The following is a 21,999-nucleotide window of genomic DNA, read 5'->3' on the forward strand; positions in this document are numbered from 1 at the left end:
ACCGGCACTCCGCTTGCGGCCAGGGAATCCGGACCTGCCACTGCATCCACCGTCGCCTACCCCGAGGTAGAGGCCGAGAGTGGGCCGGTGGAGACGGAGCCGGAACCCCGCCTGTTCGACCAGGCCAGCCAAAACGTTGTGGGGCCAGTGCTTCCCGAGCTGAGAGACGCCTGGTGGGAGACCGGGACCCGGCGCCGGGCGGAGACCGCCGTGAGCGGGATCCTGGCCGAGTTGCCGCACCTGGCCAAGTACGCGGTGGTGACCAGCTGGAGGGCCGACCGGCCCCGGACGCTCGTGGTCGCCCTGGCCACCCTCGCCGCCGGGACGCTGTCCACCTTCGGGCTGCTGTCCACCCAGCGCGTGCTGGTGGAACTGTTCGGAGCCGGACCGACTTCCGGCCGGGTGCTGGCCGCCCTGCCGGCCATCGCCGTCCTTGCCGGTGTGGCCCTGTTGCGGGGAACCCTGGCCATCAGCATCGGCTACGCCGAGAGCGGACTGGCTCCCCGCGTGAAACATGCTGCCGAGCGGCGTTTCTTCGAGACCACCACCGGGGTGCGCCTGGAGGCGTTCGACGCCGACACCTTCGCCGACGACATGGAGCGGGCCAAGCTGGTCGGTAACTCCATGTCCGAACTGGTGGACGCGACCGCCAGCGCCCTGGCCGGACTGGTCAATCTCGTGGCCGTCGCGGTTGCCCTGCTCATCATCAATCCGGTGCTGCTGCTGGCGCTGCTGGTCGCCTCCGTCCCCCGGGGCTACGCCGCACTGAGGTCCGGTCACCTCCGGTATGCCAGCTACGTGGCCGGTTCGGTTCGCCGGCGGCGCATGTACACGCTGGAGCGACAGATGGCCGACCGTCAGTCCGCCCCCGAACTGCGCTCGTACGGCCTGCGCGACTTCCTGCTGAACCAGCACGACATGGTCATGCGCGCCCAGGCCGCCGTGGAACTTCGCCTGGCCCGGCGGGTGGCCACCACCACCGCCCTCGGCTCCGCCGTCAGCGGCGTGGGCCTGGCCCTGGTCTGGGTCCTTCTGGGGTGGCTGCTGGCCGGCGGCCGACTTCCCCTGTCGGCCGCCGTGACCTGCGTCGTGGCCGTACAGGCGGCGCAGCTGGCCTTGTCGAACCTGACTTTTCAGCTCGACCACATGTACACCAGTGGTCAGTACGTGCGGGAGTACCTGACATTTCTGGAGCGCGCCGGCGAGCACCTGCTTCCCCCTTCCGAGAAGGCCGTTCCGGGCCCGCTGGGAACGCTTGAGCTGAAAAGCGTGCATCTGCAGTACCCCGGCCGCTCCGCTCCGGCGGTGAGGGAGGTTTCCTTCACCATCACGGCCGGGCAGACGATCGCCCTGGTCGGGGAGAACGGCTCGGGCAAGTCCACACTGGCCGCCATGATCGCCGGGCTGCGCGAGCCCTCGAACGGTGAGCTGCTGTGGAACGGGCAGAGTTACCGTGCCTGGGACCGCGACGCCCTGGCCGCCCGGGTCTGCGTCGTGCTGCAGGAACACCACAAGTGGCCCTATTCGGCCGCGGCCAACATCGCGATGGGTGCGATCACCACGGTGCCCGAGCAGGCGCAGATCGAGCGAGCAGCGCAGCGGGCTCTGGCCCACGAGATGATTCTCGACCTGCCGCACGGTTATCTGACCCTGCTCGACCGCACCTTCAAGGACGGGCAGGACCTCTCGGGCGGTCAGTGGCAGCGCATCACCGCCGCGCGCGGCTTCTACCGTGATGCCGACCTGCTCATCATGGACGAGCCCTCCTCCGCCCTCGACCCCCGCGCCGAAGACGCCCTCTTCCAGGACCTTCGGGCCCGGCAGGGCGAACGCACCACGATCCTGATCACCCACCGCCTGGCCAACGTCGTGCACGCGGACGTCATCCACGTCATGCACGAAGGGGCCGTGGTGGAGACCGGCACCCACGCTGAACTCCTGCGCCGGAAGGGGCGTTACGCCGAACTGTTCACCCTTCAGGCGGCTGGTTACACAGGCCCGGGCCGGGTGTAGGCCAGGGCCCGAAAATACACCCGATCAGGTCGGGATCGGCCGCGAGGGTCCGGCGGCCTCAAGTACGGGCCGGACGTTCTCGATACACCGGTGAGCAGCCGGAGGCCGACTCGACCTTCGCAGGCCGCGCACGTTCCGACGCGGGTCGCGGCCTCGCAGACGTCAGGCAGCCCGCGAGAGGCGAACAGAAACCGTGAGCACACTTTCTCAGGACGAACCCGACACCGATCTGCCTCTGCCCGCCGAGGCCGAGAAGCAACGCGAGAAGCACTTCTGGGAGCGGGCGGTCGTGGTGGCCCTGCTGGGGCTGGGCGTCCTGGTCGCGCTCGGCTCGGCCCTGCTCAGCATCTCGCACGCGCCCACGCCGCACGAGGTGCCGCTGGCCTACGTCGGTCCCGCGGAGACCGCGGCCGCGCTCTCCCAGCAGGCCGGTGAGGCCCTGGACATCCGCACGTACGACAGTCGCGACGCCGCGGTCACCGGTATCGGGCGCATGGAGGTGTACGGGGCGCTCGTCGTCGGCCCGGACGGGGTCGAACTGCTCAAGTCCACCGCCTCGGCGCCACAGGTCGCCAGTACCCTGACCACCCTGGTGTCCCAGCAGTCGACGGCCGGCACCCCGACGATCACCGAGATCACGCCCCTGCCCGCGGGCGACTCGGGCGGCGGGAGCCTGGCGGTCATGATCCAGGTCACCGTCCTGGTGGGCACGATCGGCTCGGTGGGCCTGGGCCGGCTGGTGCCGCGCTACCGGGCCAACTGGACCCGCGGCGAACTGCCGGTGCTCTTCCTGGCGCTCTACGCGCTGTGCGTCGGCGCCTCGATGGCCGGGCTGTCGCACGCCTTCGGGGCCGGGGACCACGTGCACTACTGGAAGCTGGCCCTGAGCCTGGCCCTGGTCAACCTGGCCGTGACCGCGTCGGTCAGCGGGCTGGTCTGCCTGATCGGCAGCGCCGGTGCAGCCGTGGGCGGCATCCTGTACTTCCTTCTGGGACTACCGATCAGCGGCGCGGCGACCGCCCTGCCGCTGTTGCCGGCCTTCTGGCGTGATTTCGGGCAGGCCCTGCCGCCCGGTGCGGCCGCCACCTTGCTACGCCGGGTCCTCTACTTCCCGGATGCGCCCATCGGTGGGCCGTTGCTCGTGCTCGGCCTCTACGCGGGCATCGGCGTGCTGGTGGTCGGCGTGGTCAACCTCCTCGCGGGAGCCCATCACCGCAACAGCCTGGCCGATCTGCCCTGAGCAGGCGGCCCTGACCGGTCAGCAGTCACCGGCGCACAGTCCGAGCAGTGCCTCGGCCGTTTCTCCCGCGCGCACCGGGAAGGAGATCGCAGATCCGCCCGTGATGACGGTGATCACCTCGATGTGACGGTACTTTTCGTGAGGCTGGACATGCACGTCGGTGATCCGGTGACGAGGCAGGAACGTGCAGGCCACGGAGTGCGCATCGGCCTTGCCCCGACCTGTGCGGTCCCGGCGGTGCAGCAGGGCGATCTCCCGCTCGTCGGCGAGAACGATCGATGCGTGCAGCACCGAGGGCCGCAGGCGATGAACGATCCTTCTCGCCCAGCCACCGACGGGCACGGTCCGCTGCTGCTGGGCGGCGGTGACCAGCCGCATCTGCGGTGCACTGCGCAGCACCTTCTGGCAGGCCCCCACCAGGTTCAGGTCCCGGCCGCCGAGATCGACCGGCGCGAGAGAACCGGCCCTGCCGGGCGGATGGGCCGCAGCCGGCAGGTACATCCGGCGCAGGAGCCGCACCAGTCTCTGCATCGGGAGCGGGTCGGTGGCGTTGTAGCCGATGGTCGTCGAGCCGCCGTAGGTGTGGATCTCGAGCTGCCCGTCGAGCAGGTTGACGCTGTCGGACAGGGCGGTGATCTGCTGGGACGGGATACGGACCCGGGTGTAGGTGTCGCCGCCGAGAGCTTCCTGGCGCTGTAGCACCGTGAGACCGTCGTGCTCCACCGCAAGCAGGAAGTCGTACAGGTTCATGTCCGGAGTGGCGTTGCGGCGCTCGATGTCCCGCGGGACTTTCAGCACCAGGCGGTACTCGGCCGGATCGATCCCGGCCTGCCCGTACAGCCGCGGCAGCTCCTCACAGGTCCGGACCACGTCCGTCCAGGGACCGAAGGCGTCGTACTCGCCGGAGCGTCGCATCCGGCCATTGTCACCCGGCGCCCAGCCGTCCGGCCAGGTGATGCCATACCGCTGCCCACACCTGGTCAGGGCTTGGTGAGCGATCGGAACTCCGTGGGCGTCATACCGGTGCGCTGACGGAAGAAGGCGCTGAAGGCAGTCGGATACGCGAAACCCACGCGTTCGCCGACGGTGGCCGGCGGCAGGGCGCTGTGAACCAGCAGACGCTTGGCCTCCAGCAGCACCCGGTCGTCGATGTACCGCTTGGCTCCGCAGCCGAGGGCCGCCCGGGTGGCGCGGGTGAGCGTGCGGGAGCTGTAGCCGAGCCGGGCCGCGTAGTCCTCCACGCGGTGGGTCCGGGCGAAGTCCTCCTCGACGGCCTGGCGGAACCGGTGGAACGGCTCGCCGCTGCCCGGACTCGTCCGTTGCCGCGGGTCGATCAGGTGCACGAGCCGGATGAGGATCACCGAGAGCAGGTCCCGCAACGTCTCGACGTACGCCTCCAGCCCCAGGCCGGACAGATCGGCGTGCTCCTCCAGCAGGGCGTCCAGGACCCGCAGCAGAGCGGTCTGGCGTACGGCGTCCGGGGTGATCAGGCGGTTCAGGGTGTGCTCGGCGTCCCGGATCAGGTCGTTGGTCGCGGACCGGGGGAAGCCGGCCGGGAAGACCAGCACCGTCGCGTCGCCGGCCCCGGGCCCGTCCGGAAAGTGCAGCACCTGCCCGGGCCACACCCACAGCCAGTCCCCAGCTTCCAGCTCGTACGAGGTGAAGTCGACGGAGCACGCCAGTCGCCCGCTGCGCAGCGCGACGATCAGGTGGAAGGCCGGGCGCACCGGCACGGTCAGCGGCAGTTCGTGCTCGGTGGCCCGGGCTGCGAGCCCGGGCAGATCGAGCACGTCCAGGCCCGGCGGCCGGCCCGCCATCGGGTGGTAGGACGCCGTCGGGACGCCGGTCTCCCGGCGCCCGGCCGCGAGCTGTCCGTTTTTCTTCATGGTGTGCCCGAGTGTACGACGACCGTCCGGCCCGCCCGTCCTACTTTGGGGTGAGCGACCGCGCCGAGCGCTGTTCTCGAACCAGGAAGGCCGACGATGACCATCGAGTTCGCCACCCGCTACCGCGAGCGTTCCCAGATTCCGCCGGAGCCGGGCAGGCCGTACTTCATCGAGAAGGACATGGGCGACCGGGCGCACCTTTTCACCGACATGTTCACGATCTACGCCGGTGGCGAGCAGACCGAGAACACGTTCAACTTCTTCACCTGTGAGGGCCCGAAGGGCGACACCATTCCCGCGCACTCGCACCCGGACACGTACGAGGTCTTCTACATCACCGACGGTGCTGTGCGTCTCTTCGTCGAGGACCGGGAGGGTGAGCAGTACGAGAAGCTGCTCACGGCGGGAGACTTCGGCTTCGTTCCGAAGAACTGCCCGCACGCCTACCGCATCGAGCGCCACCACAGCCGGATCGTGGGCGTGGCCGCCGGGCCGGGCGGCACGTTCGAGCGGTTCTTCGAGAACCTGGGTGCCCCCACCGACGAACAGGGCCTGCCCCGAACGCCTTACATCCCCGACCGGCAGAAGTTCGTCACCGTGCCCCAGGAGCACGACGTGATCTTCCTGCCGGACCACCAGTGGCGCACCGGAAGCTGAGAGCTGGCGTCGCGCAACCCAACACGCACTGACTCACGAAGGACGCCACCGTGGCCAACAGCGTCTCCAAGCCTTTTCCCCGGCATCTCCTGGCCCCGCCCGACCCGGCCGAACTGCCCCTTCCACCTCCGGCTCGACCTGCGGAGGGAGTACGGCTGCTGCGCGGGGCCGTCTACGGGGTACTGGACGCCAGTCGTCCTCTGGTTGTTGACCTTTGGTTGCCTGAAGACGTCGGTGGGCCAGTTCCGCTGGTCGTCTTCGTCCACGGGGGTGGCTGGCGTACGGGCACGCGGGATGCCGTTGGCCCGCGCTTCCAGAACTGGCGGCCGGGCCCTTTCGCCCGGCTGGCTCAGGCCGGGTTCGCCGTGGCCTCCCCCGACTACCGCCTCAGCGGCGAGGCCACCCACCCCGCCCAGGCGGAAGACCTGGCCGCCTGCCTGGACTGGCTGCACACCCGCGCCGCCGACCTGAACATCGACACGACCAGAACGGTGCTGTGGGGTGAGTCGGCCGGCGGGCACCTCGCCGCCCTCACCGCGCTGACCCAGCACCGCCGGCGCGGAAGTGCCACCGTGACCGGCTGCGTCACCTGGTACGCGCCGACCGATCTGGCCGGGCTCGCCGAAGACCATCCCGGGGGCGCCTTCGACCCCCGCAACCCGAGCACTCGGGAGTCGTTGCTGCTCGGCGGCGCCGTGGCCGACCGGCCCAAGCAGGCGCGGGACGCCAGCCCGGTCACCCACGTCGGCCCGGACGCGCCGCCGTTCCTCATCCTGCACGGCACCGACGACGTCCTGGTGCCCGCCCAGCAGTCCGTGCGTCTGGCCGAGGCGTTGCGGGCCGCCGGACATGACCCCGAACTGCGCCTTCTGCCCGGCGGAAACCATCTGTGGGTCGGTCTTTCCGACGAGGACGTGGAGAACTGCTACGCCCTCACCGCGGACTTCGCCCGCCGGTGCACGAGCGCCTGAACCCGCGCGAGTACCGCCTCAGAGCACGTAGGAGGCGATCATCTGGCTGATCTGGCGGATGTCGGAACCGCCCCGGAACTCGAACCGCACCTTGCCCACGGCGCTGAACCACAGCTCGAGCTCGGCGTCCAGATCGAAGGTCCCGGCGGTCTCGATCGAGAAGACCTGCACCTTGGAGTAGGGCAGGCTGGTGAAGTCCTTCTTCTTGCCGGTCATGCCCTGCACGTCGACTGCGATGATCCGCTTGTTGGTGAAGACCACCAGGTCACGCACGGACTTGAAGGCGTACACCAGCTCCTCGCCGTGGATCAGCAGCGGTTCGACGGGCCGCGCGTCCCGGGTCGAGGCCGCAGTGAGCTTGAACGTGGAGTCGGTCGCGAAATCGATCACCCAGGCAGTCTAGGCAATCCGGCCAAAGAGGGCAGCTTGCCGAACCGGTCAGGATTCGAGAAGCCTCCACCCACCGCGCGGCCGTAGCGTTCCGGCCAGACACCACGACGACGAGTCAGCGCGAGAGGACGTCCAGCATGCCGGCGAAGAAGACCACCACGCAGACGAGCGGACCGGCAGACGGGTTCAGTCCCGAGGAACGCGCGGCCATGAAGGCCCGGGCCGCCGAACTGCGGGCCGAGGGCAAGAAGGGCACCAAGAAGGCCGACGGGCTCCAGCAGGTGCTCGACGCCATCGCGGCCATGACACCGGCCGACCGTGAGCTGGCCGAGCGGGTCCACGTGGTGGTCACCGGGACCGCCCCCGACCTGCAGCCCAAGACCTGGTACGGCATGCCGGCCTACGCCGACGCGGCGGGCAAGGTGGTGGTGTTCTTCCAGGAGGCCGGCAAGTTCAAGGCCCGGTATTCCACGCTCGGCTTCCAGGACGCGGCGAACCTCGACGAGGCCGGGATGTGGCCGACCGCCTTCGCCCTGGTGGAGTGGAACCCGGACGTGGAGGCCAGGGTGCGCGCCCTCGTCAAGGCGGCCGTCTCCTGACCGTGCGCCTTCAGATCTGTTCGAACAGTTGACGTTTGCGGGTCTCGAACTCGGTGTCACCGATCTCGCCGGCCTGGTGCCGGGCCCGCAGTTCAGCCAGTTCGGTCAGCGGGTCGGCCGAGGGCACAGCCTCGGCCGGGGGCCGCATCGTGTTCTCGGCGAAGGTGACGGCCTGGTTGCCCAGGACCTGATCCACCTCCATCTCGCTGGAACGGGTCAGGAGCGCCAGGGTGCTGAGCCCGCGGTGTTCCTGACCCGAGGCGCCCAGGACGTCGGCGCGGTCGATGATCAGCGCGCTCTGCGGCGCGGCCCCCTCGGCCACGAACAGGATCCGCCGGGTGGTCAGGGCCAGCACCCCGGCCACCTTGCCGTGGCGTCCCTCCATGACCTGCTGGACGACCTCCTCCGGCGTCAGCAGCGTGGCCAGGGCGGCCACCTCGGCCTCGCACGGGCGCCCGAAGGCGGCCCGGTCGGCCGCCTCGACCAGGTCGTCGCGCACGTGGGCGGCGCGAAGCCGTTCACCCGCGGTCGGCCGGCGCAGCCAGGAGAAGAGTCCGCCATCCATGCCCGCATTGTCGCAGGCCGGAGTGCCCGGGCAGGGCGCCGGGCCGGGCCCGGCGCCCTACCGGGGATCAGCGAGCCGGTTTCACCTTGACGTAGTCGCTGCCCGAGGTGGAGGCGGCGGTGGCCTCGGTGGCGGGGTGGTGGGCCCGCCAGTCCCCCGAACGCTTGGCGACCACGCTGGTGTCCACCTTCCCGCCGGTGGCCGTGACCGTCTCCACGGTGCGGTACTTCTTCTCCCCGACGGCCCGGAACTGGATCTGCACGGTGGCGTCGACACCTTCCCAGGTGCCGGTGTTCCAGTCCGCGGTCTCCAGGTCGGCCGTCAGGTTGATCTTCTTGCCCTTGCGGACCGGTTCGGGAGAGGCGTCGAGGCTGTCACCGAAGCGGGTCTGCCGCAGCAGGGTGATGGTCTCGGACAGCTCGAAATGGCCACCCCCGTCGTCGTCCTTGGCGTTGTGGTCGGCGTCGACGAAGGCACCGGCGTAGATCGGGTTCGGGCCGGTGAGGTCGTTGCCGGGCACGAAGTCGTAGCCCCGGTACGTGCCCCCGATCGGGTTGATCACGCCGGAACCCCCGTGGGTGCAGTCGAAATTGGTCGGGCCCTGCAGCATGTCGTAGTTGCAGGCCGCGAACCAGAACGCGTGTGCGCTGGTGCCGATACCGGCACCCCGGACGGCGAACTTGACGTCCTGGTCGTCGCAGGTGGTCCGGACCCCGAACTGCACCCGCTCGGCGCTGGTGCCGATGACCACCCGGTCGGGCAGGATGTCGGTGATGCTGCAGGACTCGACGTTCTTGGCCGCCTGAGCCGGCCCGGCGAGCAGGAGTGAGGTGGAGGCCAGGGCCGTGGTGGCCAGCCCGACCATGACGGTGCGCTTGATCATCGGGGATCTCCCGTCGACTACGTTGGTGACAGCGAACACTGAAAGACCAGCTCGAGAGCCGGTTCCTACGCTTGCGGACCTGCTGCTGAACAGGGCCCGGCCCAAGCCACGAAGAGGCATGACACGTCCCCCCTGGACGATGGCGTCTCCCCCGAGACCTCACCCAAGGTAAGCCGTGTCGGCCACCTTTTGGGCGGTTTTGCGCAAGAGTGCAGCAACCTTCTCACAGCCTCACGTAGGCCGATCCACCCCTGCACGGTGCACGCCTGCCCCGTCATTCGTTCCGTTCACCAGGCTCACCCCGGGCCACCCCTGGACATCCCGTCAGCGACGTGAAAGGAAGCCAGGCATGGATGACAACCAGTGGCTGAAGACGGTCCGGGACCTGGCCGAGGGCTTCGCCCAGAACGCGGCCCGGCACGACGCCGAGGCCACCCTGCCGGTGGAGAACCTCCAGGCCCTGAACGCCTGCGGCCTGGACACCGCGCTGTTGCCGGCCCCCTACGGCCAGGGCGTCTCCTACCGGACCGTCGGGCAGATCCTCACCGTCCTGGCCGAGGCCTGCCCGTCCACCGCCACGGTCTGGCTCATGCACGTCGGGGCCGCCCAGGCGCTGGTCGGGATGTCCGCCCCCGGGCAGGCCGCCCACTACGCCGCCGAACTGGCTGCCGGAAAACGTTTCGCCAACGCCCTGTCCGAGCCCAGCAGCGGCAACATGTTCCTGATGCCGCAGCAGAGCGCCTCCCCCACCGAGGGCGGCTGGACGCTCAAGGGCGCCAAGCGGTTCGTCTCCGGCTGCGAGATCGCCGACTACTTCCTGGTCAACGCCCTGATCGACGGTGTCCCGGGCTTCTTCGGGCTCAGCAAGGACGAGACGATCTCGTTCGTGCCGATCTGGGACACGATGGGGATGCGGGGCACCCGTAGCCAGCTGATCTCGTTCGAGGACACCCTGCTGCCGGCCGAACGGCGCTGCGGCATGCCCGATCCCACGGTGGCCAGCTTCATCGCGGTGGGCCTGCCGTTCCTTTCCGTCGGCATCGCGCAGGCGGCTCTGCAGGCTCTCGCCGAGCACGCGCGCTCCCGCTTCCTGCCGGGCGCCGGCACCACCCTTTCGAACATGCAGTGGCTCAAGTTCGACACCGCGGCCCTGTACGTGAAACTGCGCGGCGCAACGCTGCTGGCGGGTGAGGCCATGAGCCTGGCCGATGCCGGTGATCCCCGGGCGACCCTGGTCGGCATGGAGGCCAAGCTGGCCGCCAACGAGATCGCCAAGGAGATGGCCGCCCTGGGGGTGAAGGCCGGTGGAGGGTCGGGCTACCTGAACACCTCGCCGATCCAGCGGCACTTCCGCGACGCTCAGGCGGGCGCGCTCATGGCGTACTCGGTGGAGGTCTGCTCCGACGAGATCGGCGGGCAGGTCCTCAACCCCAGCAGCTGAGAGCTGCGGCGACACACCGTCCCGAGAACCCGGTGGGCCCCTGCCCCACCGGGTTCTCGCTTTTTTCTTGAGGACGCCGGTGGGCACCTCACCAGGTCGGGGCACCTGCGCTCGACACCAGTAGACCAGTCGTCTAGTGTTCTTTCCGGCGGCCTGCCAGGCCGTCCGGAAGCAGCCGACCCCCGGAACCAGCGAGGCGCATCACCATGAAGGTCCTGATCGTCCTGACCTCTCACGACCAGCTCGGCGACACCGGCCGCAAGACCGGTTTCTGGCTGGAGGAGCTGGCCGCGCCGTACTACCGGCTGAAGGCGGCCGGCGCCGAACTGACGCTCGCCTCCCCCAAGGGCGGCCGGCCCCCGCTCGACCCCAAGAGCAACGAGCCCAGCTCACAGACCGACCAGACCCGTCAGTTCGAGGCGGACCCCGAGGCCATGGCCGCTCTCGCCTCCACCGCGGTGCTGTCCACCGTCGACGCGACCGACTTCGACGCCGTCTTCTACCCCGGCGGCCACGGACCCCTGTGGGACCTGGCCGAGGACCGGGACTCGATCGACCTGATCCAGACGTTCGTCCGCTCCGGCAAGCCGGCCGCGCTGGTCTGCCACGCCCCCGGCGTTCTGCGGCACGTGGTGAACGAGGACGGCACGCCCCTGGTGGCCGGCCGGAAGGTCACCGGCTTCACCAACACCGAGGAGGAGGGTGTCGGCCTCACCGACGTCGTTCCCTTCCTGGTCGAGGACATGCTCGTCGAACAGGGCGGCGTCTACTCCAAGGGTGAGGACTGGGCGTCCTACGTGCTGCAGGACGGCCTGCTGATCACCGGGCAGAACCCCGGCTCCTCCGCCGCGGCCGCCGACCTCCTGGTCGAGGCGCTGCGCGGGCAGTGAGCCGGAGACGACCGGTCTAATGAGGGGATATCCTGCCCTCATGCCCCCCAGAAGCGCCGGCCCGGACACCCGCGTGGCCCTGCTCGACTCGGCCGAGAAGATCTTCTCCCGCAAGGGCTACGCGGGTGTCGGGATCAACGAGGTGCTCTCCAGCATCGGCGTGCCGAAAGGCTCCTTCTACCACTACTTCGCCTCGAAGGACGCGTTCGGCGAAGCCGTGATCACCTTCTACTTCGAGCACTACCTGCTCGAGATGGACCAGATCATGGGTGACAGCGGCCGCACCTGGGCCGATCGCCTGATGGCCTACTGGCAGAACTGGCGCGAGACCCAGAGCCTGGACGAGTGCCAGGGCCGCTGTCTGGCCGTGAAGCTGGGGGCCGAGGTGGCCGACATGTCCGAGCCCATGCGCCTGGCCCTGAAGACCGGGACCACCGGGGTGATCGACCGGCTGGCCCGGGCTCTCGAGGGCGGGGCCGAGGACGGGTCGCTGACCCTGGACGGCGAGGCCCACGCGATGGCCCAGTCCCTCTACGAACTGTGGCTCGGGGCCAGCGTCATGGCCAAGGTCAACCGCAGCCTGCAGCCGATGGACAACGCCGCCACGGTGACCCGCCGGCTCCTGGGGATCTGAACGTCCCGGTCAGATCGACGGGTCGAGGACGCCCTTGGTCAGGACCGGGGCACCGGCCAGGTGGGGCCCCAGGGCCGTGGGGGCGCCGGGCCCGGCGCGGAACTCCCGGTAGGCCTCGTCGGCCTCCATCGACTCCCAGTGCTCGACGACCACCAGGTGCGCAGGGTCGGCCTGGTCGACCATCACCTCCACGCTCCGGCAGCCGGCGAAAGTCCTGGTCTCCTGCAGGACCTCGTGCAGCACGGGCAGGCCCTCGGAGAGGGTCTCGGGCCTGAGCCGGAACTCGAGCACCGCGATCACGCTCATGACTGGTCGCCTTCCCTCGTGCGTTCGCCACCTGTGCCACAGACGTTAACCCCTGCCGGGCGGGGCTGCGCGACCGGGCCTGATCGGGCCCGACGGGCACCGCCCCGCCGGGCAGGGTTGAATCCAGCCATGAAACCCGTGACCCCGCATCCGATCGGCCCCGGACAGGAGTCGGTCTGGGACTACCCTCGCCCACCGGCCCTGGTCCGCAGCACGAAGCGAGTGCTCGTCCGGGTCGGCGGCACGCTGATCGCCGACACCGACCGGGCCTGGCGGGTGCTGGAGACCTCGCACCCGCCGACCTGGTACGTGCCTGCCGACAGCATCACTCCCGGGGTGCTGCGACGTTCGGAGAAAGCATCCACGCTGTGCGAGTGGAAGGGCGCAGCCACCTACTGGGACGTGGTCACACCGGCCGGGGTGTTGCCGGCCGCGATGTGGTCGTACGAGACCCCGACCGCTCGCTTCGCCGACCTCGCCGGTGCGCTGACCGGATATCCGGCCCAGCTGGAGTGCACGGTCGACGGTGAGCGGGTGCGCCCGCAGGAGGGCGGCTTCTACGGCGGCTGGATCACCGACGACGTGGTCGGCCCGTTCAAGGGTGGTCCGGGTACCTGGGGCTGGTGACCCGGCGGAAAATGGCTTTTTCGGCGGCGAGGACGTGTACACCCGGCACCTGGCCCAGGTGTTCCGCGACCACTTCGGTGACCACGTGCGTCCGTACGCGGCCCTGAACAAGACCGGCGCCAACGTCCTCGCCCTTCAGGCCGCCACCGACCGCTGGGGCGCGGTGATCTGTGCCGAATCCGCCCACGTGCACGGGGACGAGGGCGGGGCACCGGAGAAGGTGGCCGGGATCAAGCTGCTGCCGGTGCCCACCGGCGACGGCAAGCTGCGGGTGGACGACCTGCTCCGGCAGGCCTGGGGCTTCGACGACCCGCACCGGGCCCGGCCCCAGGTGGTCACCCTGGCCCAGGCCACCGAGACGGGCGCCGTGTACACGCCCGAGGAGATCGCAGCGATCACCGAGTTCGCCCACGGGCAGGGGATGCGGGTGCACCTGGACGGCGCCCGGCTGGCCAATGCCGCTGCCCACCTGGGCGTTCCGCTGCGGGCGCTGACCAGTGACGTCGGGGGGGACGTGGTCAGCTTCGGCGGCACCAAGAACGGTGGCTGCGCAACGCCACCCACGCCAACGCCATGGCGACACTCCTCGCCGAAGGGCTGAAAGACCTGCCGGACGTGCGGATCAGCTATCCGGTGCAGGCCAATGCCGTGTTCGTGGAACTGCCCGCCGCCGCGGTGCGGCGCCTTCACGAGCAGTTCCACTTCTACGACTGGGACATCGGGCGGGGTCAGGTGCGCTGGATGACGTCTTTCGACACCACCGCCGAGGACGTGATCCGGCTGATCGAGGCGACGCGGACGGCCGTGGCCTGATCGCCGGTCACCGAGGGACGCGCCCGTGGCCTCGAGCGGGGACGGGAGCCGAGAACGGTACTATGAGCCATGGTCTCAGGGAGGCGGTCGACTGCAACAGCCGCAAGCGACAGCCCCGCCGAGACGCTGCGGGAGCGCCGGCGCCGTCAAACCACCCACGAGATCGGGACAGTCGCCCTGCGGCTGTTCGGCGAGCAGGGCTTCGCCCGGACCACGGTGGACGACATCGCCTGCACCGCAGGCATTTCCCGGGCCACCTTCTTCCGCTACTTCAGGTCGAAGGAGGAGGCCGCCCTGCACGACCTGGTCGATCTGGTCGGTGAGATGGACCGGCGCGGCCGGACGTCGTCACCGGTCGAGCCGACCCTGCCGGCCCTGGTCGAGCTCACCGCCGACCTGCTCGGCCGGGTGACGCCACCGCAGCGGGCGCGGTACGTGAGCCTGCGCAGGCTCATTCAGCGCGAGCAGGCGTTGCGGCAGGCCGCCGACGCGCACACTCACGCCCTGGCCGGGCGCATCCGTTCGCGACTGGTCGCAACGGCCGGCGCGGTCGACGGTTTCGAGGCACGAGTGGTGGCCGAGACCGCGGTCGCTCTGCTGCAGGCCACCCTGGACGAGTGGGTGGAGACGCCGGATGCGGATCTGGCGGTGATGTACCGGCAAGCCGTGGAGAAGCTGCGCCGGTGCACCACGCACACGTCAGAAAAACCTACGAGCTAAGCATTTTTGGATGATCGGGCCCCCGGCCGACGTGGTACGCCGACCGGGGGCCGACCTCGGCTCACATGTACGGTCGCGCGTTCCCGTTGGCGGCGCGCCGGATCTGCGGGGAAAGGTGCTCGCCGACCCGGTCGACCAGCACCGTCATCTCGTAGCCGACCAGACCGATGTCGGCGGTCGGCGCGGCCAGGACCCCCAGCCACGACCCGTCCGAGACGGCCATCAGCAGCAGGAAACCGCCCTGCATCTCGACCACCGTCTGGATCACCGAGCCGGCCGCGAAGAGCGAGGAAGCGCCGTTGGTGAGGCTGCCCAGACCGGACGCGACCGCGGACAACTGGTCGGCGCGGTCGCGGGGCAGCCCGGCGGAGGCGGCCAGCAGAAGACCGTCGGCCGAGACCACGGCCGCGTGCGCCACGCCCGGAACCTGCTGTGCGAAACCGTCGACCAGCCAGGTGACGTCGGTGCCGGTGCCCGTGCTCACAGGTCGCCTCCTTGCCTCGAGGAGGAGCCGCTACCGGCCCCGCCGTCGTTGTCGGTGATGAAAAGACTTGTCCCGGCCGGATGGAAGGCCGATGCCGAGTGCGACCTGCGCAGCGTCTTGCGGGCGCTGGTCAGGGCCCGCTGGTAGCTGCCCAGCCGGGCCCGCACGATCACCGCGTCGGTACCGCGGTCCTGCTCGTCGGGCAGCCGGGGCCACTGCACCTTCGCACGCCGCCCCCTGCCCCTCAGGCCTGAGGTCGCCGGCCCACGGTGCTCCTCGGGCGCTGCCGGACCGAGCTTGTACAGATAACCGCGCAGGTCGATCATGCGCCGGTCACGGCTTCCGGCGACCGCGACGGTGCGGGCGGCCCGTGCTCGTCGACGAAGGTGCGGCGTCTGTCATGGCCCATCCTGTTCAGCCTGAGTCACAACATGCGACTAAGTCTCAGGAGAGTACTACGGGCCCATCACCGGCGTCACACGTTCGGGTAAAGATCGCTCAGGGCTGATCCTCGCCCGGCGCCGCCAGACAGTGCAAGGTCATGCAAGTGGCGCAAGGTAGTGCCAGGTCTACCCCGGCAGTCGTACTGGTGCGCTGTCGAGGGCGCTGCCAAGCCCCCTAGCTTGGGCGCATGACCGACGCAGCACTCCGGTGGACGACCGGGTGGCAGTTCCCGGCCCCGGCCCGGCCGTGGCGAGGATCTGCCTACGCCGCCACGACAGCGGTGACCTCCAGCGTGCTCTGGCTGCTCCTGGCGGTCCCGCTGACCCCGGTGATCTCGGCCGTCGTGGTGCTCAGCACCCGGCCGACGGGGGCCTACCTGATCGTGTCGGCCGGACTGCTCCTGATCGGACTCGGCCTGCTGGCCTCGCTCGGGCCCCGGCTCGCGCTCACCGTCGCTCGCGCCGAACAGTGGCGGCTGCGCCTGCTCGACGGAGCCCCGCTCCCGCACCGGGGGCACAGCACCCACCTCTGGCGAGCGGTCGCCCATCTGGTGCTGGTGGGTTTCCTGGCTCCCATCTGGCTGGGGGCGCTGGCCGTCCTCGCCCTGATCGTCGTGACGACGCCGCTGTCGGTCGAGCACTGGATCTCCGACGTCGGCTCGCTGACCGGTGTGCTGGTGCGCACCACCGGCGGCCTGCTCCTGATCCCGGTCCTGCTCTACCTGACCCCGTTGTTCGGCTCCGGGCACGCCGCACTGACGCGCAAGCTGCTGGAGCCCGAGCCGTCCGAGGACCTGGTCGAGGTGGCCCGGTCACGGGCCCGTCTCGCGCACGCGTTCGACGCCGAGCGCCAGCGCATCGAACGCGATCTGCACGACATCGCCCAGCAGCGCCTGGTCGCCCTGACCATGCAGATCGGCCTGGCCCGCCTCGACCTGCCCGAGTCCTCACCGGCCGCGGCGGCCATGAGCGCCGCCCACGAGCAGGCCAGGACGCTGATGACCGAGCTCCGGGACCTGATCCGCGGCATCAGTCCCCGAACTCTGCGCGAACTCGGGCTCCTGGCCGCGGTGGAGGAACTCGCCGCCGCCAGTTCCCTGGACGTGCACGTCCACGTCACACCCGGCCGTTACTGCGCCGAGGTGGAGACGGCGGCCTTCGCGGCGATCTCCGAGGCCCTGGCCAACGCCACGAAACACACCGACAGCACGCAGATCTCGATCACCGCCCGGCCAGAGGCCGGCCAGTTGCTGATCGAGGTCCGCGACAGCGGCCAGGGCGGCGCCGATCCCACCCGCGGATCCGGGATCACCGGGCTGGCCGACCGGGCCGCCGCGGCCGGAGGGCGACTGCTCATGTCGAGCCCGGCCGGCGGCCCCACCGTTGTACGGGTGGAGCTGCCGTGCGCGTCGTGATCGCCGAGGACTCGGTCCTCCTGAGGGAGGGACTGACCGCCATGCTCGGCCGCTTCCGGATCGAGGTCGTCGCCGCGGTCGGGGACGCCCCGGCCCTGCTGAGCGCCGTCCCCGTCCACCGGCCCGACCTGGTGATCACCGACGTCCGCATGCCACCGGACTTCACCGACGAGGGTCTGCGGGCCGCCGTCGCCCTGCGCACGGCCCAGCCCGACCTGCCCGTCGTCGCCCTCAGCCAGTACGTCCAGCACAGCTACGCCGGGGACCTGCTCGCCTCCGGCTCCGGCCGCTCCATCGGCTACCTGCTCAAGGACCGCATCGGCGACGTGGCCGAGTTCGCCGACCAGCTACGCCGGGTGACCGACGGCGGCACCGTCGTCGACCCCGAGGTGGTCCGCCAGCTGATGCAACGCCGCCGCGATCCCCTGGCCCACCTCACGCCCCGCGAACGCGAGGTCCTCTCCCTGATGGCGCAGGGGCACTCGAACGCGGCCACCGCCCGGCTCCTTTCCCTGACCGAGGCCGGTGTGGCCAAGCACGTCGGCAACGTCCTGACCAAGCTCGACCTGCCGGTCAGCGACGACACCAACCGGCGCGTCCTGGCCGTACTCGCGTACCTGCGCAGCCGAACCGACTAGGAGCTCCTCCCCGTGATCACCATCGCCGCCCGGCGTTCCGACGCCGGGCTCCTCGCCATGGCCGGATTCCTGGCCATCGCATACTTTCTTGCCCCCGCGCTCCTGGGCCCAAGCCGTGTCGAAGACTTCCCAGACGCGTTCATCCTCTACTGGACCAGCGGCGGACCCGACTTCCCACCCGAGCTCCAGCCCATCGTCGACCATCAGTTCCGCTACCACCTGCTGCGCCTGACGATCACCCTTCTCCTGCTCGGGGTGCTCCTGGCGCTGGCCGCCCGGCTCCCCCGCCGCCGCCTGCCGCTCGGGGCACTCGCCCTCGTGGCAGCAGTGCTGCTGATCGCCAACGTCCAGGGCGCCGCGTCCCCCTTCGGCACCCTGCTGCCCAACCTTGCCTCCGACCCCCGAATGCCCGCAGTACTGGACGAGATCCGGGAACAGCTCACGAACGGCCCGGCATCTCCGGCCCTCGATGTGATGCTCGGCGAGTACACCCGCTGGCACGTCCTCAAAGCCCTTCTGATCGGGCTACTTTCGATCGTGCTCATCGGCCTTTCCGTGACCGCGTGGCCCCGGCGCCGCTGGGCGAGCCTGCTCACGGCCGCCGTGGCCGTTGCTGCGCTCGTGGTCGTCGCAGCCAACGTGAGCACCGTGGCCAGCCCCGACGCACCATTTCTGATGCTGATCGACGGCGGCTGAGCCGTGGGAGAACCGGGGCGGGAGCCTGTACACCCAATTGACCTGAAGGTACCTTTTGCGCGACGGGCTCGCAGGGGTGTCCGGGGGGAGTGAAGGGTCATCCGATGCGAGCTTCTGAGCGCTACCCGGTCCGGCCAGGCAGAGCGGCTGACCTGCCCGAGCTCGCCCGGCTCCAGGCAGAGGTGCAACTGCAGCCCCTGACCGGCGGAGAGCCGCACCCCGGCATCAGCGCCTGGGTCGAGGACCTCATGGCCGGGCACCCCTCGGTCGCCCCGGACGACTTCCTGGTGGCCGAGGATCCGGCAACGGGCCGCCCGGTGGCCAGTCTGGTCATGCTCCGCCAAGAATGGAGCCTGACCGGAGTCCGGCTGCCCGTGGTCCAGGTCGAACTGGTCGGCGTTGCACCGGATCACCGCGGGAACCAGCTGACCGAAAAGCTTTTCCACGTTCTGCATCAGCGCTGCGTGGCGGAAAACATCCCGGTCCAGATGATCGAGGGCGTGCCCTACTTCTACCGGCGACTCGGGTACGACTACGCACTGGCTCATGGCGGAGCTCCGATGCTGCCCGCGCCCAGCGAACCCGCCCACAGCCAACTGCCGGTCCGCCCGGCCGTCCCGACCGATGCGGCAGCCCTGGCCGCCATCGACCGGGAAACGGCAGCCGGCCAGACCCTGACCTGCCCCAGGGACGAGGAGACGTGGCGCTATGAGATCAGCGGGCGGCAGCAGAAGGACATTGCTCGCCGCTGTATCGCCGTCCTGGTTCAGGGCGACGACGTTCGCGGCTATCTCGCCCACAGCGCCCGTCTCTCACCCACCGGAGAGCTCACCACCGTCGCGGCCGCCTGCCGGCAACCGATCGACTGGCCGCAGGCAGCCCCCGCCCTGCATGAGTACCTGGTCCACGTCGGCCGCTCGTACGCGCAGGCCGCTGGGCGCTCGTTCACCGGGGTGCGCCCACTCCTGCATCCCAACCATCCGCTGATCCGGTTCGGTCCCCCGGGAGTGCCCAGGCGGGCCAACGGCTGGTACGTGCGCGCCGCGGATCAGGTCGACCTGCTCAGCCGGCTGCAACCAGTGCTGCGCTCGCGCCTGCAGGCCGCCGGTCTGCGTTGGCCGGAGCCGACTCTCGTCATCGACACCTACCATCGCGCAGCCCAGCTGGAGTTCGACGGCGGCGAGCTGACGGCCATCAGCGAAAGGCCCGGCGTGATCAGCCCCAGCACCGACCCGGGTACCCACGCCGCCCTTCCGCCGGCTGCCCTGCTGCACCTCGTCCTGGGCCATCGCACACTGGCCGAGATCCTCCACGCCTGGCCCGACTGCACGGTGAGGGACCGCATCAGCGAGCGCTTCCTGGCCGCCCTCTTTCCCCGGGTGCCCGTCCACGTCTGGCCCCTCGGCTGACGCCACGCACAGCTGGGGCGTGCTTTCCGCCGTAGCGAGGTCAACAATGCCCGCCTACCCTCGAGACATGCCAGGACGTGCCGAGCGGGACACCTTCGCCGACACCCTGCGCAATTTGCCGCGGGCCGCCGACACCTCCGACGGCGAAGAGATCGTCCCGTGCGATCCGGACGGCCGCCCCCTGCCGGAGCCCCGGAGAATGCCGATCAATCAGGCCCGCCCCTGGATCAAGCGGGAGCACGTGCCCCTCGGCGTCTGGCCCTGTGGCTTGCCGATCACGTGGGTGCCGGCGGCCGACCGGGCGGCCCTCGCCACCCGGCTGCGCCGAGCTGAGGGCAAGGACTGCAACGTCGCCGGCGACGCCCTGCTGTTCTCCCTGCCGCAGGACGGGCACGCGGTGGTCATCGACGAGAGCTGGCGGGCCTGACCGATTGACCGACCGATTCGGTGACGGTCGGCGCACTCGAAACTGGATGTCGGGCGTCGAGCCGGTGCTCGGCGCTGTCCGGTCCGATCTGACGGGCCGGGGTCAGTGATCGTTGGTAATCCGGAAGGACCCCCATGACCGCGTCGGTGATCGAGAAACCCGACTTCACCGCGCTGCGTGCGATGTACGTCAACTGCACCCTCAAGCGCTCCCCCGAACCCAGCCACACCCAGGGGGTGATCGACCGCAGCGCCGCCATCATGGAGGCCAACGGGGTGGTCGTGGAGCAGGTCCGCGCGGTCGACCACGAGATCGCCACCGGCGTACGCCCGGACATGACCGACCACGGGGCGGCCATCGACGAGTGGCCGGCGCTGCTGGAGCGGGTTCTGGCGGCCGACATCCTGGTGATCGGTGGGCCGGTCTGGCTGGGTGACAACAGCTCGGTGACCCGGCGGGTGATCGAGCGGCTCTACGGGTACTCCGGTGTTCTGAACGAACAAGGCCAGTACGCCTATTACGGACGGGTCGGTGGTTGCCTTCTCACCGGCAACGAGGACGGGCTGAAGCACTGCGCGATGAGCATCCTGTTCAGTCTGCAGCACATCGGGTTCAGCGTGCCGCCGCAGTCCGACGCGGGGTGGCTGGGTGAGGTCGGGCCCGGGCCCTCCTACCTGGACGAGGGTTCCGGCGGTCCGGACAACGACTTCACCAACCGCAACGTCTCTTTCATGACGTACAACCTGATGCACCTGGCCTCGTTGCTGCGGCGGGCCGGTGGGTTCCCGGCCTACGGGAACCAGCGCACCGCCTGGGACGCCGGTACGCACCCGGACCACGCCAATCCTGAGTACCGTTGACCAGAACGAGACCCGCAGACGTCCTCAAATACTCTGCCGCAAGCCCTCTGAGGAGACAGAACCGATGACCGGCCCGACGTCGACGAGCTGGCCGAGCCTCCGGGTCTCGGACTGGACCGACACCCGTGACACCCTGCACATGTGGACGCAGATCGTGGGCAAGATCCGGATGGCCCACACTCCCCTGCTGAATCACTGGTGGCAGGTGACCCTGTACGTCAGTCCACGCGGGCTGACCACGTCCAGCATCCCTCACCGCACGGGCGCTTTCGAGATCGAGTTCGACTTCGTCGACCACCAGCTTCGGGTGCGCAGCAGCAACGGCGGTGTGCAGACCCTGGCCCTACGGCCGATGGCCGTCGCCGAGTTCTACGCCCAGGTTCTCGGCCTGCTGGCCGGACTCGGCATCGAGGCGCCGATCCGGCCGCACCCCAACGAGGTGGACCCGGCGATCCCGTTCGCCGAGGACCACGTGCACAACTCCTACGACGGCGAGGCCGCCACCCTGTTCTGGCGCCAGCTCCTGCAGGCCAACCGGGTGATGGGCGAGTTCCGGTCGCACTTCGTGGGCAAGGTCAGCCCCGTGCACTTCTTCTGGGGCGGAATGGATCTGGCCTGCACCCGCTTCTCCGGGCGCTCGGCCCCGCCGCACCCGGGCGGGGTGCCCAACTGCGGCGACTGGGTGATGGTCGAGGGCTACTCACGCGAGCTGTCCAGCTGCGGATTCTGGCCCGGTGGCGGCGAGGAGGGCGCCTTCTACTCCTACGCCTACCCGGCCCCAGAGGGCTTTGCCGAGCAGCCGGCCGGGCCCGAGGGAGCTTTCTACAGCAACGACTTCCAGCAGTTCCTGTTCCCCTACGAGGCCGCCCGGGCCGCCCCGGACCCCGATCGCGCGGTCGCCGAGTTCCTGCGGACCACCTACGAGGCCGCGGCCGACCTCGCGAAGTGGGACCGGGCCGCGCTGGAGGACAACCCGTTCCGCTGGAAGTGAG

Annotated in this window: 25 protein-coding genes and 1 pseudogene; 18 read left to right on the forward strand and 8 right to left on the reverse strand. The window is 70.0% G+C overall.

Annotation, left to right across the window (positions count from 1 at the left end; all coding sequences use genetic code 11):
* Positions 1-87 precede the first annotated feature (87 nt).
* Both QSK18_RS09690 and QSK18_RS09695 read left to right on the forward strand, forming a co-directional pair.
* Positions 88-2,013, forward strand: a complete 1,926-nt coding sequence (locus tag QSK18_RS09690) for an ABC transporter ATP-binding protein (protein WP_285617989.1) — start codon at positions 88-90, stop codon at positions 2,011-2,013.
* A 193-nt stretch (positions 2,014-2,206) separates the two neighbouring features.
* Entirely contained in the window at positions 2,207-3,253 is a 1,047-nt protein-coding gene (locus QSK18_RS09695) for an ABC transporter permease (RefSeq protein ID WP_285617991.1), read from the forward strand.
* An 18-nt stretch (positions 3,254-3,271) separates the two neighbouring features.
* Here the strand turns inward: QSK18_RS09695 and QSK18_RS09700 are convergent, their stop codons facing one another.
* Positions 3,272-4,168, reverse strand: coding sequence for a hypothetical protein (locus QSK18_RS09700; protein WP_285617994.1), 897 nt, complete (start codon positions 4,166-4,168; stop codon positions 3,272-3,274).
* A gap of 65 nt (positions 4,169-4,233) precedes the next feature.
* On the reverse strand, positions 4,234-5,139 hold the full coding sequence (locus QSK18_RS09705; RefSeq protein ID WP_285617997.1) for a helix-turn-helix transcriptional regulator: 906 nt from the start codon (positions 5,137-5,139) through the stop codon (positions 4,234-4,236).
* A 96-nt stretch (positions 5,140-5,235) separates the two neighbouring features.
* Here QSK18_RS09705 and QSK18_RS09710 point away from each other — a divergent pair, with 96 nt between their 5' ends.
* Together QSK18_RS09710 and QSK18_RS09715 are read left to right on the forward strand one after the other, a co-directional pair.
* Positions 5,236-5,796: a quercetin 2,3-dioxygenase gene (locus QSK18_RS09710; protein ID WP_285617998.1), complete on the forward strand. Its 561-nt coding sequence runs from the start codon at positions 5,236-5,238 to the stop codon at positions 5,794-5,796.
* Positions 5,797-5,846: 50 nt separating this feature from the next.
* Positions 5,847-6,767, forward strand: a complete 921-nt coding sequence (locus QSK18_RS09715) for an alpha/beta hydrolase (protein WP_285618000.1) — start codon at positions 5,847-5,849, stop codon at positions 6,765-6,767.
* An 18-nt stretch (positions 6,768-6,785) separates the two neighbouring features.
* Here QSK18_RS09715 and QSK18_RS09720 read toward each other — a convergent pair whose 3' ends face one another.
* On the reverse strand, positions 6,786-7,157 hold the full coding sequence (locus QSK18_RS09720) for a PH domain-containing protein (protein WP_232812715.1): 372 nt from the start codon (positions 7,155-7,157) through the stop codon (positions 6,786-6,788).
* Positions 7,158-7,294: 137 nt separating this feature from the next.
* Between QSK18_RS09720 and QSK18_RS09725 the strand changes: the two genes are divergently transcribed.
* Positions 7,295-7,756, forward strand: a complete 462-nt coding sequence (locus tag QSK18_RS09725) for an iron chaperone (RefSeq protein ID WP_285618002.1) — start codon at positions 7,295-7,297, stop codon at positions 7,754-7,756.
* A 10-nt stretch (positions 7,757-7,766) separates the two neighbouring features.
* Here QSK18_RS09725 and QSK18_RS09730 read toward each other — a convergent pair whose 3' ends face one another.
* Both QSK18_RS09730 and QSK18_RS09735 read right to left on the reverse strand, forming a co-directional pair.
* The gene (locus tag QSK18_RS09730) at positions 7,767-8,321 is read right to left on the reverse strand and encodes an SHOCT domain-containing protein (protein ID WP_285618004.1); all 555 of its coding nucleotides are present in this window, start codon (positions 8,319-8,321) and stop codon (positions 7,767-7,769) included.
* Positions 8,322-8,388: 67 nt separating this feature from the next.
* Positions 8,389-9,204 carry a hypothetical protein gene (locus QSK18_RS09735; protein ID WP_285618005.1) on the reverse strand — a complete coding sequence of 272 codons (816 nt, stop codon included), beginning with the start codon at positions 9,202-9,204 and terminating at the stop codon, positions 8,389-8,391.
* Between the two features lie 349 nt (positions 9,205-9,553).
* On the opposite strand from QSK18_RS09735, the gene QSK18_RS09740 reads away from it, so the two are divergent.
* The 3 genes from QSK18_RS09740 to QSK18_RS09750 all read left to right on the forward strand — a co-directional run bounded on the left by QSK18_RS09740 (position 9,554) and on the right by QSK18_RS09750 (position 12,169).
* A complete protein-coding gene (locus QSK18_RS09740) occupies positions 9,554-10,645 on the forward strand; it encodes an acyl-CoA dehydrogenase family protein (RefSeq protein WP_232812719.1) in 1,092 nt (363 codons plus the stop codon).
* A gap of 206 nt (positions 10,646-10,851) precedes the next feature.
* A complete protein-coding gene (locus QSK18_RS09745; RefSeq protein ID WP_232812720.1) occupies positions 10,852-11,535 on the forward strand; it encodes a type 1 glutamine amidotransferase domain-containing protein in 684 nt (227 codons plus the stop codon).
* A gap of 40 nt (positions 11,536-11,575) precedes the next feature.
* Positions 11,576-12,169, forward strand: a complete 594-nt coding sequence (locus QSK18_RS09750; protein WP_232812721.1) for a TetR/AcrR family transcriptional regulator — start codon at positions 11,576-11,578, stop codon at positions 12,167-12,169.
* A 9-nt stretch (positions 12,170-12,178) separates the two neighbouring features.
* Here QSK18_RS09750 and QSK18_RS09755 read toward each other — a convergent pair whose 3' ends face one another.
* Entirely contained in the window at positions 12,179-12,475 is a 297-nt protein-coding gene (locus QSK18_RS09755; RefSeq protein ID WP_232812722.1) for a putative quinol monooxygenase, read from the reverse strand.
* A gap of 129 nt (positions 12,476-12,604) precedes the next feature.
* Here QSK18_RS09755 and QSK18_RS09760 point away from each other — a divergent pair, with 129 nt between their 5' ends.
* The 3 genes and pseudogenes from QSK18_RS09760 to QSK18_RS09775 all read left to right on the forward strand — a co-directional run bounded on the left by QSK18_RS09760 (position 12,605) and on the right by QSK18_RS09775 (position 14,635).
* Complete coding sequence (locus tag QSK18_RS09760; protein ID WP_232812723.1) at positions 12,605-13,102, forward strand: DUF427 domain-containing protein; 498 nt, start codon at positions 12,605-12,607, stop codon at positions 13,100-13,102.
* Positions 13,002-13,915, forward strand: a pseudogene (locus tag QSK18_RS09765) (threonine aldolase family protein). Before QSK18_RS09760 ends, QSK18_RS09765 begins: the two are co-directional and overlap by 101 nt.
* Positions 13,916-13,984: 69 nt before the next feature.
* Positions 13,985-14,635, forward strand: a complete 651-nt coding sequence (locus QSK18_RS09775) for a TetR family transcriptional regulator (protein ID WP_232812726.1) — start codon at positions 13,985-13,987, stop codon at positions 14,633-14,635.
* 61 nt (positions 14,636-14,696) lie between these two features.
* Here QSK18_RS09775 and QSK18_RS09780 read toward each other — a convergent pair whose 3' ends face one another.
* Both QSK18_RS09780 and QSK18_RS09785 read right to left on the reverse strand, forming a co-directional pair.
* Complete coding sequence (locus tag QSK18_RS09780; RefSeq protein WP_285618015.1) at positions 14,697-15,119, reverse strand: roadblock/LC7 domain-containing protein; 423 nt, start codon at positions 15,117-15,119, stop codon at positions 14,697-14,699.
* A complete protein-coding gene (locus QSK18_RS09785; RefSeq protein ID WP_232812727.1) occupies positions 15,116-15,340 on the reverse strand; it encodes a hypothetical protein in 225 nt (74 codons plus the stop codon). The genes QSK18_RS09780 and QSK18_RS09785 overlap by 4 nt, the downstream gene beginning before the upstream one ends.
* Before the next feature lie 410 nt (positions 15,341-15,750).
* Between QSK18_RS09785 and QSK18_RS09790 the strand changes: the two genes are divergently transcribed.
* The 7 genes from QSK18_RS09790 to QSK18_RS09820 all read left to right on the forward strand — a co-directional run bounded on the left by QSK18_RS09790 (position 15,751) and on the right by QSK18_RS09820 (position 21,998).
* Entirely contained in the window at positions 15,751-16,977 is a 1,227-nt protein-coding gene (locus QSK18_RS09790) for a sensor histidine kinase (RefSeq protein WP_285618018.1), read from the forward strand.
* Between the two features lie 41 nt (positions 16,978-17,018).
* Positions 17,019-17,615 carry a LuxR C-terminal-related transcriptional regulator gene (locus QSK18_RS09795; protein ID WP_269810626.1) on the forward strand — a complete coding sequence of 199 codons (597 nt, stop codon included), beginning with the start codon at positions 17,019-17,021 and terminating at the stop codon, positions 17,613-17,615.
* Positions 17,616-17,627: 12 nt separating this feature from the next.
* Positions 17,628-18,311: a hypothetical protein gene (locus QSK18_RS09800; protein WP_285618021.1), complete on the forward strand. Its 684-nt coding sequence runs from the start codon at positions 17,628-17,630 to the stop codon at positions 18,309-18,311.
* 104 nt (positions 18,312-18,415) lie between these two features.
* Complete coding sequence (locus tag QSK18_RS09805; protein WP_285618023.1) at positions 18,416-19,720, forward strand: GNAT family N-acetyltransferase; 1,305 nt, start codon at positions 18,416-18,418, stop codon at positions 19,718-19,720.
* A 67-nt stretch (positions 19,721-19,787) separates the two neighbouring features.
* A complete protein-coding gene (locus QSK18_RS09810) occupies positions 19,788-20,147 on the forward strand; it encodes a hypothetical protein (RefSeq protein WP_232812731.1) in 360 nt (119 codons plus the stop codon).
* Positions 20,148-20,281: 134 nt separating this feature from the next.
* Positions 20,282-21,007, forward strand: coding sequence for a flavodoxin family protein (locus QSK18_RS09815; RefSeq protein ID WP_285618025.1), 726 nt, complete (start codon positions 20,282-20,284; stop codon positions 21,005-21,007).
* A gap of 64 nt (positions 21,008-21,071) precedes the next feature.
* Positions 21,072-21,998, forward strand: coding sequence for a DUF5996 family protein (locus QSK18_RS09820; protein WP_285618027.1), 927 nt, complete (start codon positions 21,072-21,074; stop codon positions 21,996-21,998).
* Position 21,999 lies beyond the last annotated feature (1 nt).

Origin of the sequence: Kineosporia sp. NBRC 101677 (assembly GCF_030269265.1) — a bacterium.
GTDB classification, from domain to species: domain Bacteria; phylum Actinomycetota; class Actinomycetes; order Actinomycetales; family Kineosporiaceae; genus Kineosporia; species Kineosporia rhizophila.

Coding starts and splice junctions, on each gene's coding strand:
- QSK18_RS09790 (WP_285618018.1), top strand. CDS start 15,751: ATGACCGACGCAGCACTCCGGTGGACGACCGGGTGGCAGTTCCCGGCC.
- QSK18_RS09760 (WP_232812723.1), top strand. CDS start 12,605: ATGAAACCCGTGACCCCGCATCCGATCGGCCCCGGACAGGAGTCGGTC.
- QSK18_RS09815 (WP_285618025.1), top strand. CDS start 20,282: ATGACCGCGTCGGTGATCGAGAAACCCGACTTCACCGCGCTGCGTGCG.
- QSK18_RS09755 (WP_232812722.1), bottom strand. CDS start 12,475: ATGAGCGTGATCGCGGTGCTCGAGTTCCGGCTCAGGCCCGAGACCCTC.
- QSK18_RS09735 (WP_285618005.1), bottom strand. CDS start 9,204: ATGATCAAGCGCACCGTCATGGTCGGGCTGGCCACCACGGCCCTGGCC.
- QSK18_RS09795 (WP_269810626.1), top strand. CDS start 17,019: ATGCTCGGCCGCTTCCGGATCGAGGTCGTCGCCGCGGTCGGGGACGCC.
- QSK18_RS09745 (WP_232812720.1), top strand. CDS start 10,852: ATGAAGGTCCTGATCGTCCTGACCTCTCACGACCAGCTCGGCGACACC.
- QSK18_RS09710 (WP_285617998.1), top strand. CDS start 5,236: ATGACCATCGAGTTCGCCACCCGCTACCGCGAGCGTTCCCAGATTCCG.
- QSK18_RS09730 (WP_285618004.1), bottom strand. CDS start 8,321: ATGGATGGCGGACTCTTCTCCTGGCTGCGCCGGCCGACCGCGGGTGAA.
- QSK18_RS09820 (WP_285618027.1), top strand. CDS start 21,072: ATGACCGGCCCGACGTCGACGAGCTGGCCGAGCCTCCGGGTCTCGGAC.
- QSK18_RS09750 (WP_232812721.1), top strand. CDS start 11,576: ATGCCCCCCAGAAGCGCCGGCCCGGACACCCGCGTGGCCCTGCTCGAC.
- QSK18_RS09740 (WP_232812719.1), top strand. CDS start 9,554: ATGGATGACAACCAGTGGCTGAAGACGGTCCGGGACCTGGCCGAGGGC.
- QSK18_RS09705 (WP_285617997.1), bottom strand. CDS start 5,139: ATGAAGAAAAACGGACAGCTCGCGGCCGGGCGCCGGGAGACCGGCGTC.
- QSK18_RS09805 (WP_285618023.1), top strand. CDS start 18,416: ATGCGAGCTTCTGAGCGCTACCCGGTCCGGCCAGGCAGAGCGGCTGAC.
- QSK18_RS09700 (WP_285617994.1), bottom strand. CDS start 4,168: ATGCGACGCTCCGGCGAGTACGACGCCTTCGGTCCCTGGACGGACGTG.
- QSK18_RS09810 (WP_232812731.1), top strand. CDS start 19,788: ATGCCAGGACGTGCCGAGCGGGACACCTTCGCCGACACCCTGCGCAAT.
- QSK18_RS09775 (WP_232812726.1), top strand. CDS start 13,985: ATGGTCTCAGGGAGGCGGTCGACTGCAACAGCCGCAAGCGACAGCCCC.
- QSK18_RS09725 (WP_285618002.1), top strand. CDS start 7,295: ATGCCGGCGAAGAAGACCACCACGCAGACGAGCGGACCGGCAGACGGG.